The sequence below is a fragment of the Janibacter zhaoxuefangae genome, assembly GCF_050271985.1.
GTDB lineage: Bacteria > Actinomycetota > Actinomycetes > Actinomycetales > Dermatophilaceae.
On the sequence record NZ_CP189849.1, the window covers coordinates 1,517,103 to 1,533,577 of the forward strand.

15 protein-coding genes are annotated in these 16,475 nt (G+C 72.8%); all 15 read right to left on the minus strand.

Features of this window, described 5'->3' with window-relative positions; genetic code table 11:
* Positions 1–62: 62 nt before the first annotated feature.
* Positions 63–1,367 carry a replication-associated recombination protein A gene (locus ACQBAS_RS07135; RefSeq protein WP_427385597.1) on the minus strand — a complete coding sequence of 435 codons (1,305 nt, stop codon included), beginning with the start codon at positions 1,365–1,367 and terminating at the stop codon, positions 63–65.
* A 140-nt stretch (positions 1,368–1,507) separates the two neighbouring features.
* Entirely contained in the window at positions 1,508–3,331 is a 1,824-nt protein-coding gene (gene aspS, locus ACQBAS_RS07140; RefSeq protein ID WP_427383123.1) for an aspartate--tRNA ligase, read from the minus strand.
* Positions 3,332–3,457: 126 nt separating this feature from the next.
* Positions 3,458–3,925, minus strand: coding sequence for a YchJ family protein (locus ACQBAS_RS07145; RefSeq protein ID WP_427383124.1), 468 nt, complete (start codon positions 3,923–3,925; stop codon positions 3,458–3,460).
* On the minus strand, positions 3,922–4,620 hold the full coding sequence (locus tag ACQBAS_RS07150) for an NUDIX domain-containing protein (protein WP_427383125.1): 699 nt from the start codon (positions 4,618–4,620) through the stop codon (positions 3,922–3,924). Before ACQBAS_RS07150 ends, ACQBAS_RS07145 begins: the two co-directional genes overlap by 4 nt.
* A complete protein-coding gene (locus tag ACQBAS_RS07155; RefSeq protein WP_427383126.1) occupies positions 4,617–6,344 on the minus strand; it encodes a CTP synthase in 1,728 nt (575 codons plus the stop codon). Before ACQBAS_RS07155 ends, ACQBAS_RS07150 begins: the two co-directional genes overlap by 4 nt.
* Before the next feature lie 16 nt (positions 6,345–6,360).
* Complete coding sequence (locus ACQBAS_RS07160; RefSeq protein ID WP_427383127.1) at positions 6,361–7,491, minus strand: glycosyltransferase family 4 protein; 1,131 nt, start codon at positions 7,489–7,491, stop codon at positions 6,361–6,363.
* Entirely contained in the window at positions 7,488–9,125 is a 1,638-nt protein-coding gene (murJ, locus tag ACQBAS_RS07165) for a murein biosynthesis integral membrane protein MurJ (protein ID WP_427383128.1), read from the minus strand. Before murJ ends, ACQBAS_RS07160 begins: the two co-directional genes overlap by 4 nt.
* A 49-nt stretch (positions 9,126–9,174) precedes the next feature.
* Positions 9,175–10,008: a hypothetical protein gene (locus ACQBAS_RS07170; protein ID WP_427383129.1), complete on the minus strand. Its 834-nt coding sequence runs from the start codon at positions 10,006–10,008 to the stop codon at positions 9,175–9,177.
* Between the two features lies 1 nt (position 10,009).
* Positions 10,010–10,972 (minus strand): copper transporter, encoded by a 963-nt coding sequence (locus ACQBAS_RS07175; protein ID WP_427383130.1) that lies wholly within the window; start codon positions 10,970–10,972, stop codon positions 10,010–10,012.
* Positions 10,969–12,153 carry a putative cytokinetic ring protein SteA gene (steA, locus tag ACQBAS_RS07180; RefSeq protein ID WP_427383131.1) on the minus strand — a complete coding sequence of 395 codons (1,185 nt, stop codon included), beginning with the start codon at positions 12,151–12,153 and terminating at the stop codon, positions 10,969–10,971. The genes ACQBAS_RS07175 and steA overlap by 4 nt, the downstream gene beginning before the upstream one ends.
* A 130-nt stretch (positions 12,154–12,283) precedes the next feature.
* Entirely contained in the window at positions 12,284–14,032 is a 1,749-nt protein-coding gene (recN, locus tag ACQBAS_RS07185; RefSeq protein WP_427383132.1) for a DNA repair protein RecN, read from the minus strand.
* Positions 14,029–14,976, minus strand: a complete 948-nt coding sequence (locus ACQBAS_RS07190) for an NAD kinase (protein ID WP_427383133.1) — start codon at positions 14,974–14,976, stop codon at positions 14,029–14,031. Before ACQBAS_RS07190 ends, recN begins: the two co-directional genes overlap by 4 nt.
* Positions 14,973–15,749 carry a TlyA family RNA methyltransferase gene (locus ACQBAS_RS07195; protein WP_427383134.1) on the minus strand — a complete coding sequence of 259 codons (777 nt, stop codon included), beginning with the start codon at positions 15,747–15,749 and terminating at the stop codon, positions 14,973–14,975. The genes ACQBAS_RS07190 and ACQBAS_RS07195 overlap by 4 nt, the downstream gene beginning before the upstream one ends.
* A 29-nt stretch (positions 15,750–15,778) precedes the next feature.
* On the minus strand, positions 15,779–15,955 hold the full coding sequence (locus tag ACQBAS_RS07200; RefSeq protein ID WP_427383135.1) for a hypothetical protein: 177 nt from the start codon (positions 15,953–15,955) through the stop codon (positions 15,779–15,781).
* Positions 15,952–16,449, minus strand: coding sequence for a hypothetical protein (locus ACQBAS_RS07205; RefSeq protein WP_427383136.1), 498 nt, complete (start codon positions 16,447–16,449; stop codon positions 15,952–15,954). Before ACQBAS_RS07205 ends, ACQBAS_RS07200 begins: the two co-directional genes overlap by 4 nt.
* Positions 16,450–16,475 lie beyond the last annotated feature (26 nt).

Genomic DNA, 16,475 nt, shown 5'->3' on the forward strand with positions numbered 1-16,475 from the left:
ATGTGTGTCCTTTGTCGTGCCGGTGCGGCACCAAGATGTTACGTGGACGGGCGCGGCAGACCTTACCGGCCGGTGCGCAGCCGGGAGCGCAACCACTCCCAGCGCGGACGAAGCCGCTCCTCGAAGCCGCGGTCCGTGGGCCGGTAGTAGCTGCGCGCGGACAGTCGCGCGTCGAGGTCGTCGGGCAGGTACTGCTGGGTGGCCACGCCGTCGGGCGCGTCGTGGGCGTAGATGTAGCCCTTGCCGTGGCCGAGCCGCTCGGCACCGGCATAGCCGGAGCCACGAAGGTGGGCGGGCACCTGTCCGCCGTGCCCGGCGCGCACGTCGGCGATCGCCTCGTTGATGCCCGTGTAGGCGGCGTTGGACTTGGGCGCGAGGGCGTTGTGCACGACGGCCTGGGCGAGGATGATCCGCGCCTCGGGCATGCCGATCTGCGCGACGGCGTGCATGGCCGCCACCGCGGTCTGCAGGGCCGTGGGGTCGCCGAGGCCGACGTCCTCGCTCGCGGCGATGACGATGCGCCGGGCGATGAACCGCGGGTCCTCGCCCGCCTCCAGCATCCGGGCCAGATAGTGCAGTGCCGCGTCGACGTCGGATCCGCGCATCGACTTGATCAGCGCGGAGGCGACGTCGTAGTGCTGGTCCCCGGTCTTGTCGTAGCGCACCGAGGCCTGCGCGACCGCCTGCTCGACGTGGGCCAGGTCGATCGGCATCGTGGCCTCGTCGGCCCCCGCGGCGCGGCCGTCGAGGGCCACCCCGGCGGCAGCCTCGAGGGAGGTCAGGGCTCGGCGGGCGTCGCCGCCGGCGATCCGCACGAGGTGCTCACGGGCGTCGTCCGCCAGCGCGAAGGCGCCGGCGAGACCGCGCTCGTCCGCCACCGCCGCCGTCAGCACGTCGGCGATCTCCTCGTCGGTCAGCGGCCCGAGGGTGACGAGGACCGAACGCGACAACAGGGGCGCGATGACGGAGAAGGACGGGTTCTCCGTCGTGGCCGCCACGAGGATGACCTGGCGGTTCTCGACGCCGGGCAGCAGCGCGTCCTGTTGCGCCTTCGTGAAGCGGTGGATCTCGTCGAGGAAGAGGACCGTGTGACGGCCGTACATGGCGCGGGACCGGGCCGCCTGCTCCATCACCGACCGGACGTCCTTGACTCCCGCCGTCACCGCCGACAGTTCGACGAACTCGCGATCGGCGGCGTTGGCGACGAGATGGGCGAGCGTGGTCTTGCCCGTGCCCGGCGGCCCCCAGAGGATGGCCGAGAGCGGCCCGGCGGTGCCGGCGGAGCCCTCGATGAGGCGCCGCAGCGGCGAGCCCGCCCGGAGGACGTCACGCTGACCGCGGACCTCGTCGAGGCCTCGCGGCCGCATCCGCACGGCGAGCGGCGCGAGCGTCACCGAGGACCCGCCGCCCGGCGTGCCGGATGGCACGCCGGAGCGGGCGGCGGTCTCGTCGGCGGAGGCGAAGAGGTCGGGTGCGTCGGACACGTCCGCCACGCTATCCCGCTCGCTCAGTCGGTCGGTGCCTCGCCCGTCCCGGTCGACGTCTCACCGTCGGCCTTCGGCTTGGCGTCGATCCCCGCTTCCTTGCGCTGCAACGGGGTGATCGGCGCCGGCGCCTCGGTCAGCGGGTCGTAGCCGCCGCCCGACTTCGGGAAGGCGATGACGTCGCGGATGGAGTCGGCCCCCGCGAGGAGCATGACGAGGCGGTCCCACCCGAGCGCGATCCCGCCGTGCGGCGGGGCGCCGAAGGCGAAGGCGTCGAGGAGGAAGCCGAACTTCTCCTGCGCCTCCTCCTGCCCCAGGCCCATGACCTTGAAGACCCGCTCCTGGATGTCGCGGCGGTGGATACGGATCGACCCGCCGCCGATCTCGTTGCCGTTGCAGACGATGTCGTAGGCGTAGGCCAGCGCGGAGCCGGGGTCGGTGTCGAAGGTGTCGAGGAACTCGGGCTTCGGCGAGGTGAAGGCGTGGTGCACGGCCGTCCACGCCCCTTCGCCCACGGCCACGTCGCCCGAGGCGACGGCGTCCGCGGCAGGCTCGAAGAGTGGCGCGTCGACGACCCAGAGGAAGGACCAGGCGTCGGTGTCGATGAGCTCGCAGCGACGGCCGATCTCGAGTCGGGCCGCGCCCAGGAGGGCGCGGCTGTCCTTCGTGGACCCGGCGGCGAAGAAGATGCAGTCGCCCGGCTTGGCGCCGGTGTGGGCGGCCAGTCCATCGCGCTCGGCGTCGGTGAGGTTCTTGGCGACCGGGCCACCGAGCGTGCCGTCCTCGGCGACGGTCACGTAGGCCAGACCCTTGGCCCCGCGCTGCTTCGCCCACTCCTGCCACGCGTCGAACTGACGACGCGGCTGCGACGCCCCGCCGGGCATGACGACGGCGCCGACGTACTCGGCCTGGAAGACACGGAAGGTCGTGTCGGCGAAGTACTCGGTGCAGTCGACGAGCTCGTTGCCGAAGCGCAGGTCCGGCTTGTCGGAGCCGTAGCGACGCATCGCCTCGGCGTACGTCATGCGCGGGAAGGGGGTCGGCAGCTCGACGCCGATGAGGGTCCAGATCTCACGCAGGAGCGCCTCGCCGAGCTCCATGACGTCGTCCTGGTCCACGAAGGACATCTCGATGTCGAGCTGGGTGAACTCGGGCTGTCGGTCGGCTCGGAAGTCCTCGTCGCGGTAGCAGCGGGCGATCTGGTAGTAGCGCTCCATGCCGGCGACCATGAGCAGCTGCTTGAAGAGCTGGGGGCTCTGCGGCAGGGCGTACCAGCTGCCCGGGGCCAGACGCGCGGGCACGAGGAAGTCGCGGGCGCCCTCGGGCGTCGAGCGGGTCAGGGTCGGGGTCTCGATCTCGACGAAGTCGCGCTCGCCGAGGACACGGCGCGCGGCGGCGCTGACGCGCGAACGCAGGCGCAGGTTCTCCCCCGCGGAGGAGGCACCCGGACGACGCAGGTCGAGATAGCGGTGCTTGAGGCGGGCCTCCTCGCCGACGGTCACTCGCTCGTCGATCTGGAAGGGCAGCGGGGCGGCCGTGTTGAGGATCTCGAGGTCGCTGATGACGACCTCCACCTCACCGGACGGGAGGTCGGCGTTGGCGTTGCCCTCGGGGCGCCGACGGACCTCACCGGTCACCTTGACGACGTATTCGTTGCGCAGGTCGTGCGCCCCGCCCTCGGCCAGCACCTCGTCGCGGACGACGACCTGGGCGACGCCGCTGGCGTCACGCAGATCGAGGAAGGCCACACCACCGTGATCGCGTCGCTTCGCCACCCAGCCGGTGAGGGTGACGGTCTGGCCGGTGTGCTCGGCACGCAGGGTGCCGGCCTCGTGGGTGCGAAGCACGGGTGTGATTCCTTCTGCTGATCGGGTGCGACCGCGGTCGGCGGCCTCGGGTCATCCTACGGACACCACGGGGCGAGGTCGGACATGGCGCCGCTGACCTGCCCTCGGGTCGGCCGTTGGTCGGACTCAGTCTCGGTGGTCGCCGTCGACGTACAGCCAGCGCCCGGCGCGCCGCGCGAACCTGCTGCGCTCGTGCATCCGGCCGGTCTGGGCCACCGCGCCGCTCCCGCTGCGCCACGCGGCGACGAACTCGACCTCGTCGGTCGCGTCGTCGATGCCGCCGTCGGTGACGTCGATGATGCGCAGGCCCGTCCACGTGAGCCCGGGCTGCGGCAGCACGTCCTCGGGCCGGGTGCGCGGGTGCCACGTCCGGACCAGATGTGGCTCGGCGGCCGGGTCCCCGTGCGTGGCGAGCACGTGCGCGGTGTAGCGCGAGCGCATGAGATCGAGCGCGGTTGGCGCGAGCTCTTCCCCCGCGACGAGCGGGCCGCAGTGCATGACGAAGGTCGCCCCCACGCCACAGGGGCAGGGCGCGTCACCGCGGGCGGCTCGCCGCCCTCCGCCGAAGGTCGCCCCGCCGGCAGCCGGACTCACTGCCGCTGGGACCTGTGCTCCGGCCACGGCGCGTCGGCCGGGCGCAGCGACGACCAGTCGCCCTCTCGCGCGGCACAGGCGGCCAGCACACCGGCCACGAGGAGGGAGTTGTGCAGTCGCCCCGCGAGGATCGCGTCCCGCAGCTCGTCCAGCGGGACCCATCGGGTGGGCATGTCGGCCTCCTCGGCCTCCCGCTCGTGCCGGCCGTCCTCCGGGGCCGGCGCACAGTCCCGGCCCAGGTAGAGCCGCACGGCCTCACCCGATCCGCCGGGCGAGGACCACAGGTCGACCAGGACGTCATAGCGTCGGGCGACGACGTCGGCCTCCTCGTGGAGCTCGCGTGCCGCCGCGGCGGCGGGGTCCTCCCCCGCCACGTCGAGCAGCCCCGCGGGCAGTTCCCACACCTCGGCGCCGACCGGGTGGCGGTACTGCTGGATGACGAGGACACGTTCCGCGTCGTCGAGAGCCAGAACACCCACGGCACCGGGATGCGCCACGAACTCGCGCGTCACCGTCCCGGCCGCGCCGAGGTCCACCTCCTCGCGCACGACGTCCCAGATGCGTCCGTCGAAGACGACCGAGCTGCTCCGGACGGGGCGCGCGCCGATCCGGTCGGCGAGCTCCTCGTCGGTGTCGAGGTCGACGTCGACATCCCCGAGGAGTCCGCCGAGCGGGTCGCCGTCGGCCGGGGTCATGCGGAGGCGCTCTCCGTGGTCGTGCTCGCGTCGGTGGTGCGCCGGGTGCGCTCCACCTCGACGAGGCGCGACTGCCGCTGCAGCTCGATGGCCGCCTCGATCAGCCCGGAGAACAGCGGGTGCGCCCGATCGGGTCGGGACTTGAACTCCGGGTGCGCCTGGGTGGAGATGTAGTACGGGTGCACGTCCTTGGGCAGCTCGACGAACTCGACGAGGCCGAGCTCGGGGTGCGTGCCGCTGACGACGAGGCCGGCCTGCGTGAGCTGCTCGACGTACTCGTTGTTGACCTCGTAGCGGTGCCGGTGACGCTCGGTCACGCTGGTGGACCCGTAGGCCTCCGCGGCCACGGAGCCCTCGAGGAGCTGAGCCGGGTAGGAACCCAGCCGCATCGTTCCGCCGAGGTCGCCGGCGCCCTCGACGAACGCCTTCTGCTCCTTCATCGTCGCGATGACGGGAGCGGGACTCCTGGGGTCGAACTCCGTCGAGCTGGCGCCCTCGATACCCGCGACGTTGCGCGCGTACTCGATGACCATGCACTGGAGGCCGAGGCAGATGCCGAGCGTCGGCACCCCCTTCTCGCGGGCCCAGCGCAGGGCGCCGAGCTTGCCCTCGATGCCGCGGACGCCGAAGCCGCCGGGGACGAGGATCGCGTCGACCCCGCCGAGCGCCTTCTGAGCACCGGCCGGCGTCTGGCAGGTGTCGCTGGCCACCCAGCGCAGCTTCACCTTCGCGTCGTGGTGGAAGCCACCCGCTCGCAGCGCCTCGGTCACCGACAGGTAGGCGTCGGGCAGGTCGATGTACTTGCCGACGAGGGCGACCTCGACCTCGTGCTCGGGCTCGTGGACGCGGGTCAGCAGGTCGTCCCAGTCCGCCCAGTCGACGTCGCGGAAGTTCAGGCCGAGGCGGCGGATGACGTAGGCGTCCAGGGCCTCGGCATGGAGGACCTTCGGGATGTCGTAGATCGAGGGAGCGTCGACACAGGCGGCGACCGCGTCGGCCTCGACGTCACACATCAGCGAGATCTTCTTCTTGATGCTCGCCGGGATGTCCCGGTCGGCGCGCAGCACGAGCCCGTCCGGCTGGATGCCGACCTGGCGCAGCGCGGCCACGGAGTGCTGGGTGGGCTTCGTCTTGAGCTCGCCGCTCGGCGCCAGATACGGAACGAGCGAGACGTGCAGGAAGAAGGAGTTGTCACGACCGATCTCGTGGCGCACCTGGCGGGCGGACTCGAGGAAGGGCAGCGACTCGATGTCGCCGACCGTGCCACCGATCTCCGTGATGATGATGTCCGGGGCCTCGTCGTCGGCGACGCCGGGGCTGCCGGCGGCGGCCGCACGCATGCGGTCCTTGATCTCGTTCGTGATGTGCGGGATGACCTGGACGGTGTCGCCGAGGTACTCACCGCGCCGCTCGCGGGCGATGACGGCGCTGTAGACCTGACCGGTCGTCACGTTGGCCTTGCCCTTGAGGGGGACGTCGAGGAAGCGCTCGTAGTGCCCGATGTCGAGGTCGGTCTCGGCGCCGTCCTCCGTCACGAAGACCTCACCGTGCTGGAACGGGTTCATCGTCCCGGGGTCCACGTTGAGATAGGGGTCGAGCTTCTGCATCGTCACGCGCAGACCACGCGCGCGGAGCAGATGTCCGAGGCTTGAGGCCGTGAGCCCCTTGCCGAGCGAAGAGGCAACGCCTCCGGTTACGAAGATGTGTTTCGTCTGGGCCACCACGGGCTTTTACTCTACGTCACCCACGGGCCTGCTCGTACCACCGGCGCCATTGACGCGCCGTGTCGTTGCCGTCCGGCCACGTCGCGGCGCGAGCTCGACCCGCCTCACGCAGGGCGGCGCGGCGCTCGGGATCGGCCAGGAGGGCGCCGACTCGGGCGGCCAACCCGGCGGGATCGCCGACGCGCACGAGCTCGCCCACGCCGTCGACGAGGTCGTGCAGACCCCCCGCGTCCGTGCTGACGACGGGGACACCGGCGGCCATGGCCTCCTGGACGACGAGCGCGCGGGCCTCCCACGTACTCGTCAGTGCGAAGACGTCGGCGGCCCGCAGCCAGCGTGACGGATCCGGTACGGCGCCGATCAGGCGCACGGGCAGACCCTCGGCCGCGATGCGTTCGCGGTAGGTCGCGGCGAGTTCGGGGACACCGTCCCCGATGACGACCCAGACGAAGGGGGCCGCCGGCCCCGTCAACTCCGCGGCGGCATCGAGCAGATCGCCCAGGCGCTTCTGCGGAGCGATCCGCGAGATGGTCACGACGAGCCGCGCGCCCGGCGCCACATCGGGCCCGGGCTGCTCGCCGAGGTCGGCGAGCAGTCCCGCCCGAGCCTCGTCGCGCTCACGACCACTCAGGACGGGGTCGGCCAACAGGTCCGGCACCCGCGGTGACGGGACGGGAGCGAGCTCGGCCCAGCGGGCTCCATGCGCCGTGGCCTCGCGGACGAGGTCGGTGCTGGCGCCGGTGACGAGCGCGGCCCGGGATGCCACGAGGCGCTGTGCGGCGTTGGCGGCCCGCCAGGCACCCCCGCGCTCGAGCACCGCGTTGTGGAGGCTCACGATGAGCCGCGGCCGGCGACGACCGGCCACCGCAGCGAAACCGACGAGCCCGGCCTGATGTCCGTGGGCATGGACCACGTCCGCCTGCGCCGCCAGCGCCCGCAGTCGCCGGAGCCCGCGCACGGCCGCCTTCGGGTCCCGCGGGTCCGGCCACCACGGGTGGGCGTCGACCAGCCCGAAACGATCCCGCGTCAACGGGTCGGTGACGATCTCGACGTCCTCCCCCTGGGCGCGCAGGTCGGCGACGAGTTGGCTCACGTGTGTGCCGATCCCGCCGGTGCTGCGGCCGAGGAGCATGACGATCCGGCTCATGAGCGACCTCCCGGACGCAGTCGTCGCAGCGCCTGGGCGCTGCTCGGGTCGAGGACGAGCAGGATGCCTGCGGCGACCACGAGGACGGCCACGGCAAGGACGATCCCCTCGAGCACCGGGGCCAGCAGCCCCGCGGTCGCCCAGCGACCTTCGACCGCGCGCAGCGCCACGGTGCCCACGGCGGCGCCGGCCGCCGCCGCCAGGCTCGTGCGCCCGAGGCCCGCCAGGGCCGCGGCACCCCACGAGCGCCGCACGAGCAGGACCAGGAGGAGCCCGGAGAGCGTCATGCCGATGGTCCATCCCACGGCGAGGGTGCGCAGCGTGGCCGCGGGTCCGGCGTGCGGCGCGAGCAGGACCACGGGCCACACGGTCGCCACGAGCCATCCGGCACCCACGGCGAGCGCCGCGTGGGCGGGCCGGCCATGGGCGTAGAGGGCGCGGGTCAGCAGGGCGGCGATCCCGAAGCCGACGAGGCCGGGTGCGTACCAGGCCAGTGCATCGGCCATCCCGCCGAGCGCTTCGCCACCCCCGTGGTCGCGTCCGCGGTCCATGGCGGTGAAGAAGGCGCCCACCGGACGCGAGACGACGATGAGGACGGCGGCCGCGAGGAGGCACAGGGCGGTGATGGCTCGAGCCGAGCGGGCCAGGGTGGCGGCGCCCGCCTCGTGGGCCTCGGACCGTCCGCCGGACTCGGCGAGCGCGGGGAAGGCGGAGGTCGCGACCGGGACGGCCAGCACGGCATATGGCAGGAGGTAGACGGCCTGCGCGTACTGCTGCACGTTCAGGGCGCCGACGCCGCCGCGCGAGTTCGCGAGGACCATCGTCACGACGACCGAGATCTGTTGCGCCACGAGGGCCAGCAGCCCGGCACCGGCCAGGGATCGGGCCCGCGCGGCCACGCCCGGGGGGAAGCTGAGCCGCGGCCGCAGGCGGATCCCGATCCGGGCGGCCACGAGCAGGAGCGGGAGGCTCAGCGCGATCACGCCGGCGGTGGTGCCGAGACCGAGGAGCCAGCGAGCCGATGTCCGGAGGTCGCCGCTGCTGGTGCCCGCGGGCACGATGCGCCCGTACGCGAGGTAGACGGCGATGACGACGAGGCTCGAGGCCAGTGGCGTCAGGGCGGCGGCGAGGAAGCGCCGGTGCGCCTGGAGCACGCCCGCCATGACGATGCCGATGCCGTACAGCACGATCTGCGGCGCGAAGAGGACGAGCAGGTCCACGCCCAGGTCGACATCAGCCGGGACGGCCCCGTCGCCGAGGAGCATCGTCGTCAACGGCCGCGCGAGGACGGCCACGAGGACGGCCAGCGGGAGCAGGAGCAGCACGGCCCAGGTGAGCAGCGCGGAGGCGATCTCGTCGGCCTCCGATCCCCCGTCGCGCCCGCGCACCCCATCGGCCACCCGGGAGGCCAGCAACGGGACGACGACGGCCGCGAGCACCCCGCCGGCCGCGATCTCGAAGACGACGTTGGGGATGGTGTTGACGCTCTGGTAGACGGTGCCGACCGCAGTCGCGCCGAGGGCCCCGGAGAAGACGATCCACCGGGAGAAACCGATGATCCGCGCGAGGATCGTCACCCCCGACAGGAGTCCGGCCGTCGCGGCCACGGAACGCGCCGTGGGGGTGGGAGTCACCGACCCGGGCTGTGTCGACCCGGGCTGAGCCGACCCGGGCGGCCCGGAGTCAGTCACGTCCCCAGGCGTCGAGCTCCCGCAGCCCCGGTGTCGACTCGATGACGGCCGTGAAGCTGACCTTCTCCGACGCGAGCGTCAGCGCGGCGAGGACACCGAGGGCGAGCAGCCGGGCTCGGGTCCCACTCCGCTCGAGGAGCGCCGTGGCAACGAGGGCCCCGGCGGCGTTGGCTCCGGCGTCGCCGAGCATGCCCTCCCGACGAAGGTCGGCCGGCAGCAGCCCGAGGGCCGCTCCCACCGCGGCCGGGGCCGCAGCGCCTCCACCGCCGGCAGCAGCGCCGACGAGCGTCCCGACGATGGCCGTCGCCTTGAGGGCTCGGCCGGGGCGGAGGTCGAGGAGATTGACCAGGTTGGCACCCCCGGCGACGACGGCACCGCCGAGCAGCGCCCGGGACGAACGCGCGAGCACTCCCCCGTCACGATCGGCGTCCACGCACAGGGCGACGGCAGTGCCGGTGGCGGCGAGGCCGAGGATCTTGACGGACCCGGTCGTCACGCGCCCCTGGCGCAGGGCCCGCAGGTGCCCGCGGAACCCCTTCGTCCCGGTGTCCCCGACGAGGTCGTCGACGAGGCCGACGGCGCCCGAGCCGGTGGCGGCGATGACGGCCGCGGGGGCCGGACCTCCGAGGGCGGCCGAGGCTGCGACGCCCACGAGGACCCCCACGACGTAGGCGGGCCCCTCGGTCAGGGAGACCGTGTGCCCCGCGTGGTTCGTGCGCTCCCAGCGCTCGCGGCCGCCCGGGGAGGCTGCCCGCAGGGCGTGGAAGGCGGTCGCGCCGCCGGCCGCCGCGACGGCGCCGGTCGCGAGCGTGCGGAGCGCCCCCATGTCAGCGTCCGAGTCCCGGCAGGGCCGCGGTGGCGTCGGCACGCACGCCGTAGTGACCTTCGCCGCCGTCGAACTGCTCGGCGAGCGCGAGGACGACATCGACCTGGCCCATCGCCAGGTGCGGCGCGTCGACGGTGGACAGGCCCTTGCTGAGCGCCTTCTGGTCACGCGCCACGGCCAGTGGTGAGAGTGCCTGGTCGGCGACCTTCGTCGTGTCCTCGGTCAGGACGGCACCCTCGGACGTGCGGTCGACGGTCGCGGCGAGCGCGAGACGACTCTTCGTCTGTGCCACACCCGCGTCACCCGTCTCGTCGACCGTGCCGGCGATGACGACGACGCCGTCGACCGGCTTGCCGACCGCGTCGGAATCCGTGATGAGGTCCGCCTCCACGAGGCCGTCGAAGAGCGCCCGACGGGCGGAGGTGGTGAGCGGGTCACGCAGGGCGGAGGCCGACACCTTGCCGGTCAGGGCTGCCGCGAGGACGGAGTCGACGGACTGGCCGCCGTCCTCCCCGACCGGGGGCAGGCTGGCGTCCTCGAGGAGAGCGTTGCCCACCTCGGTGCGCGCCGCGACCTTGTCCTCGGCGCCCTCGACCCAGCTCTTGTTCACGACGATCGGCTCGGCGAGATCGGCGCCGGAGTCCTTCAGCGCGGCGGACACCTGGTCGACGACCGTGGTCTCCGCGCCGGGCAGCACGACGAGGGCGACCCGCTTGCTGGCCAGCTCGCCCGCGACCATGCGGGAGAGCAACTCGGCCTCGAACTGGTCGCGCGCGGTGCTCACCTTCGTGGCGGCGTCGAGGTCCGCGCGCAATGCGTCCTTCTCCCCGCGCAGTTGCGTCACCTGCGTCGTCAGGGTGTTGCCGATGTCCTCCTTGAGCGGACCGGCCCCGAGGACGATGCCGACGGCCAGTGCGATGAGCACGGAAGCCAGGGAGACGAGGTGGTAGCGGAAGTCGATCACGTGAAGATCCCCAGAATCGTTGCTCGTACGTCGTCCCAGGCCGCGCCCAGCAACTGCAGCAGCGTCAGACCACCGGGGGTGGCCCAGAGCGCCGCGGCGAGCGCGAGGAGGCCCACGAGAGCGAGGAGCAGGATGGACCAGACCGAGATGCGGGTCCGGTAGAGCCGGCTGACGCCCTTGGCGTCGATGAGTTTGCTACCCACCCGCAGGCGGGTCAGGAAGGTGCTGGCCATGCCAGCGCGTCCCTTGTCGAGGAACTCGACGAGCGTGGCGTGCGTCCCGACGGCGACGATGAGGCTCGCACCCTTGTCGTCGGCGAGCAGCATGGCGACGTCCTCGCTCGTGCCCGTGGCCGGGAAGACGACGGGCTTCACACCGAGCGCCTCGACGCGCTCGACGCCGGGGGCGTTGCCGTCCCGGTAGGCGTGGACGACGATCTCGGCCCCGCAGCGCAGGGTGGCGTCCGAGACGGAGTCCATGTCGCCGACGATCATGTCGGGCCGGTGGCCCTCCTCGATGAGGGCATCGGCCCCGCCGTCGACGCCGATGAGGATGGGACGGTACTCGCGGATGTAGTGCCGGAGGGCCTGGAGGTCCTCCTTGTAGTGGTACCCGCGGACGACGATGAGCGCATGGCGACCGTCGAGGTTCGTGCGAATGTCCGGGACACCCACGCCGTCGAGCAGCAGGTCGCGCTCCTTGAGCATGTACTCCATGGTGTTGGCCGCGAAGGACTCCAACTGCGTGGCGAGTCCGGCGCGCGCGGCCGTCGTCGCCAACTCGAGGGATGCCTCGTCGTGCCGGGTCCCCGTCGCCACGAGGGTGTCCCCCAGGTACAGCGAGTCACCGTCCAGACGGGCCGCCTGGCCGTCACGGACCGCGGTCATCACGTCGTCGCCGACGGAGTCCAGCAGCGGGATGCCGGCGGACACGAGGATCTCCGGCCCGACGTTGGGATAGCGGCCGGAGATCGACGCCGCGGCGTTGACGACGGCAGCCGGGCGGCAGGCCAGCAGCGCCTCGCCGCTGACCCGGTCGATGTCCTGGTGGTTGATCACCGCGATGTCGCCGGGCTTCAACCGCTTGGTGAGGTCCTTCGTACGGGGGTCGACACGGACCTCCCCGTGGATGCCGGGGAGGTCGGGCTCGTCGTGTGTCCTGCGCAGGAATCTCTTTGCCATGTTCCGGACATGTTCCCACGAGGGGCGCTCATCCCCCGAGTCGGCACACCGAGAGGTGGCGGACCGGAAGGCCGCAGAGGGGCTGCGGTGGCGACGCCCGCGGCCCGGCCCCCGGACGGTCAGCGGACGGTCAGCGGACGGCCGCCGTGCGGATGCGCGCACTCTCGTCGAGGAGTTCCTGAGCGTGCTCGAGCGCCGTGCCCGACGGGTCCGACCCCATCATGCGAGCCAGTTCCGCGGCGCGTTCGTCCTCCGCGAGGTGGCGCACGTCGCTGGCGGTGACCTGACCGTCGGTCGTCTTGTGCACGACGAGGTGTCGATCGGCGAAGGCGGCCACCTGGGCGAGGTGGGTGACGACGATGACCTGGGAGCGATCGGCCAGGGCCGCCAGTCGGGCGCCGACGTCCACCGCGGCCTTACCGCCGACGCCGGCGTCGACCTCGTCGAAGACGTACGTCGGGACCGTCGACGCGGCGCCGAGGGCCACCTCGATCGCAAGCATGACGCGCGAGAGCTCACCACCGGACGCTGCTCGCACGACCGAGCGGGGCGGGGTGCCGGGGTTCGCCGCGAGGAGGATCTCGACGTCGTCGACACCCTGCCGACCGAGAGCCACGTGGCGTCCGTCCGCCACGGTCACCCCGGCCCCCTCCTCGACCTCGCGCTGGGTGACGGCGACCGTCACGGCCGCCTTCCCCATGGCGAGGTGGGCGAGCTCCTCGGTGACGCGCGTGGACAGCCCGGCTGCCGCGGCCTGCCGCAGGCTCGTCAGCCGGTCGGCCGTGGTGGCGCAGGCCCGGGTCAGGTCGGCCAGGGAGGCCTCGAGCGCCGCGAGGCGATCGTCGGCGCCGAGGAGGTCGTCGAGACGCGCGGCCGCTGCGCCGCTCCACGCGATGACCTCCTCGCTCGTCTCGCCGTACTTGCGCAGGAGGGCGCCGAGATCCGCACGGCGCTGCTGCACCCACGCGAGGCGTGCGGGATCCAACTCGACCCCCGCGGCATACGACGCGAGATCGCCAGCCAGCTCCCCGGCGAGCACCCCCACTTCCACGGCCCTCTTCTCGAGGTCCGCGAGCTCGGGGTCGGCGGTGGCCGCCGTGGCCAGCGCGTCGCGGGCGGCGGCGATGGCGTCGACGACGGCGGGCATGTCCGGCTGGGACTCATCGCCGCCGAGGTGCGCCCGAGCCCGTTCGGCGGCCATGCGCAGTTCCTCGGCGTGACTGAGCCGCTCGTCCTCCACGCGCAGCGCCAGTTCCTCCCCCGGTTGGGGGTCGACCTGCTCGATCTGGGCGAGCTGGAACTGGAGCGTCTCGATGTCCTGGGCGCGGTCGCGATCCTGTTGACGCAGGCTGGCCAGCGTGGCCCGGGCCTCCTTGAGCGCGTCGTACGCACGAGCATGATCGTCGAGCGCGGCGGCCAGCTCGTCGCCGCCGAAGCCGTCGAGGACGGCTCGGTGCTCCTCGGGACGGCGCAGGCGCCACTGGTCCGCCTGCCCGTGCACCGCGACGAGGTCCTCGGCCAACTCCGCGAGCAGTCCGACGGGGACGCTGCGTCCGCCGGCGTGGGCGCGGCTGCGTCCGGTGCCCGAGACCGTGCGCACGAGCACGATGCCCGAGTCGGCGTCCGCACCCGCTTCCCGCACCCGCTCGGCCGCGGGGTGGTCTGCCGGGACATCGATGAAGCCCTCGACGACGGCGCGTTCGCTACCGGTCCGGACGAGGCCGGCGTCGGAGCGGGAGCCGAGAAGCAGGCCGAGGCCGGAGACGACCATGGTCTTGCCCGCTCCGGTCTCACCGGTCACGACGTTGAGGCCGGGGTGCAGCTCGAGGGTGGCGTCCTCGATCACGCCCAGGCCCTGGATCCGGATCTCCTGGATCACGCCGGGGGCTCCTCGCGCGCCGCTCGGGCGGCAAGCTCGCGACGGGCCTCGCCGCGCCAACCGTGGACGGACAGGTCGAACTTGGCGACGAGCCGATCCGTGAAGGGGGATGCCGCGAGTCGGGCGAGGCGCACCGGGACGGGCGAACGCCGCACCTCGATCCGGGCGCCGGGCGGCATGTCGACGGCGCGGCGGCCGTCGCACCAGAGGACGCCGGAGCCGTCCGTACCCGGGACGATCTCCACGGCGATGTGACTGTCGGGACCAACGACGAGCGGCCGGGCGAAGAGGGCGTGGGCGCTGATCGGCACACACAACATGGCGTCGAGGTCGGGCCACACGATGGGGCCGCCGGCCGAGAAGGCGTACGCCGTCGAGCCCGTCGGGGTCGCCATCACGATGCCGTCGCAGCCCCACGTCGACAGCGGGCGCCCGTCGATCTCCAGGGTGAGCTCGAGCATCCGCTCGCGTGCCGCCTTCTCGACGGTCACTTCGTTGAGCGCCCACGAGCGCGCGAGCACGTCGTCGTCGTGGACCGCGAGGACCTCGAGGGTCATCCGCTTCTCGACGGTGTAGTCCCGGGCCACGATCCGCTCGACGGTGGCGTCGAGGTCCTCACGTTCGGCCTCGGCGAGGAAGCCGACGTGGCCCAGGTTCACGCCGAGCAGCGGTACGTCCGCGCCTCGCGACATCTCGGCCCCGCGCAGGATCGTGCCGTCCCCACCGAGGACGCAGACCAGTTCGCAGCCCGCCGCGGGGTCGTCCTCGTCCGCAGGGAAGACGCCCGGGTGACCCGCGATGGCGGAGGCACGCATCTCGCTCGCAAGCACCATGACGTCGATGCCGGCGTCGTGCAGTCGCTCGACGACGCCAAGGGCGATGTCATGGGCCTCGGCACGGCGCGGGTGCACGACGAGCAGGATGCGTCGTTCGGTCGACGTCACGGGTTGCCTCCTTCGACCAGCGAATGCACGGTCTGCCGGAAACTCTCCCATGAGGGCCCGTCGGGGTCGGGGGGACCCAGCCACAGGAGGAACTCCGTGTTGCCCTCCCCGCCGCGAAGGGGGCTTGTCGCCACTCCCCGAAGGCCGAACCCTCGGGTCCTCGCCTCCGTTGCGACGGCCAGGACGACCTCCTCGCGCTGCTCCGCCGACCGCACGACGCCGGTCCGGCCGAGACGTTCCCGCCCGACCTCGAACTGGGGTTTCACGAGGACGAGGGCATCCCCAGAAGGGGCCAGGAGCGTCCTGAACGTGCCCAGCACGAGGCGCAGGGAGATGAAGCTGAGGTCGGCCACGAGCAGGTCCACGACGCCGCCGATGGCCTCGGCCTCCAGCCCGCGCACACTCGTGCCGCTCAGTTCGGTGACCCGAGAGTCCGCCGCGATCTCCGGGACGAGCTGGCCGTGACCGACGTCCAGGGCGATGACCGACGCGGCTCCGCGCTCGAGCAGGACCTGGGTGAAGCCGCCGGTGCTCGCCCCGACGTCGAGGCAACGCTTCCCGGTCGAGCTGAGGCCGGCGAAGACACCGAAGGCGCCGTCGAGCTTGGCCGCGGCACGCGAGACCCAGCGCGGCTGCTCGATGTCCACCTCGATGACCGAGGACTCGGTCACGGGGCGGGCCGGCTTGGTCACGAGGGTTCCGTCGACGTGCACGTGTGCTCCGTCGATGAGCTCGCGGGCCAGGGCGCGCGAGCGCGCCAGCCCCCGGTGCACGAGTTCGGCGTCGAGCCTGCTGGTGATCGTCAGCTCCCGAGATCGCTCAGGCGCGCCTGGAGCGTGCGCTGGACGTTGTCGCCGGCGGCGATCTGCGCGTCGAGGTCGGCGAGCGGGGCGTCGGCGAGTTCGGCAACAGCGGCGTCGATCAGGTTGTCTCCGGTGACCGGGGCCTCCGCGGCGGGGACGGGCGTCTCGTCGCTCATGCGCTGCTCGCCGGCGTCGCGGCCGCCTTCGTGGCGGACTTCTTTGCTGCGGTCTTCTTTGCTGGCGACGCCTTCGTGGCCGTGGCCTTGGACGCGGTCGCCTTCTTGGCCTTGGACGCGGTCGTCTTCGTGGCCGTGGCCTTGGACGCGGTCGCCTTCTTCGTGGCGGGGGACGCGGCCTTCTTCCGCACGGCGGCCCGCGAGACGGCCGGCCTGGCGGTGGCGGGACGGCTGACGGCCGGCGCGGCCGCGCCATCGGTGACGTCAGCAGCGGCCCGAGGCTCGTATCGAGCCAGGAGCGCCTGGCTGGCGGCGTCGAGGTCCCCTTCGTCCGGCTCACCCCATGCACGGACGTCCGCATCGGCCTCGTGCAGAGCGGCCTCCGGCGCGATGACCGCGTCGACGCTGCGCACGACGTCGAGTCCGCGCGCGAGGGCGAACTCCGTGACGGTCAGGGCGAGGTGCGCGAGCCCGCGCACGGTCTCGACGGCCATGGTCTTCCTCCTGCTGTCTGGTGCCA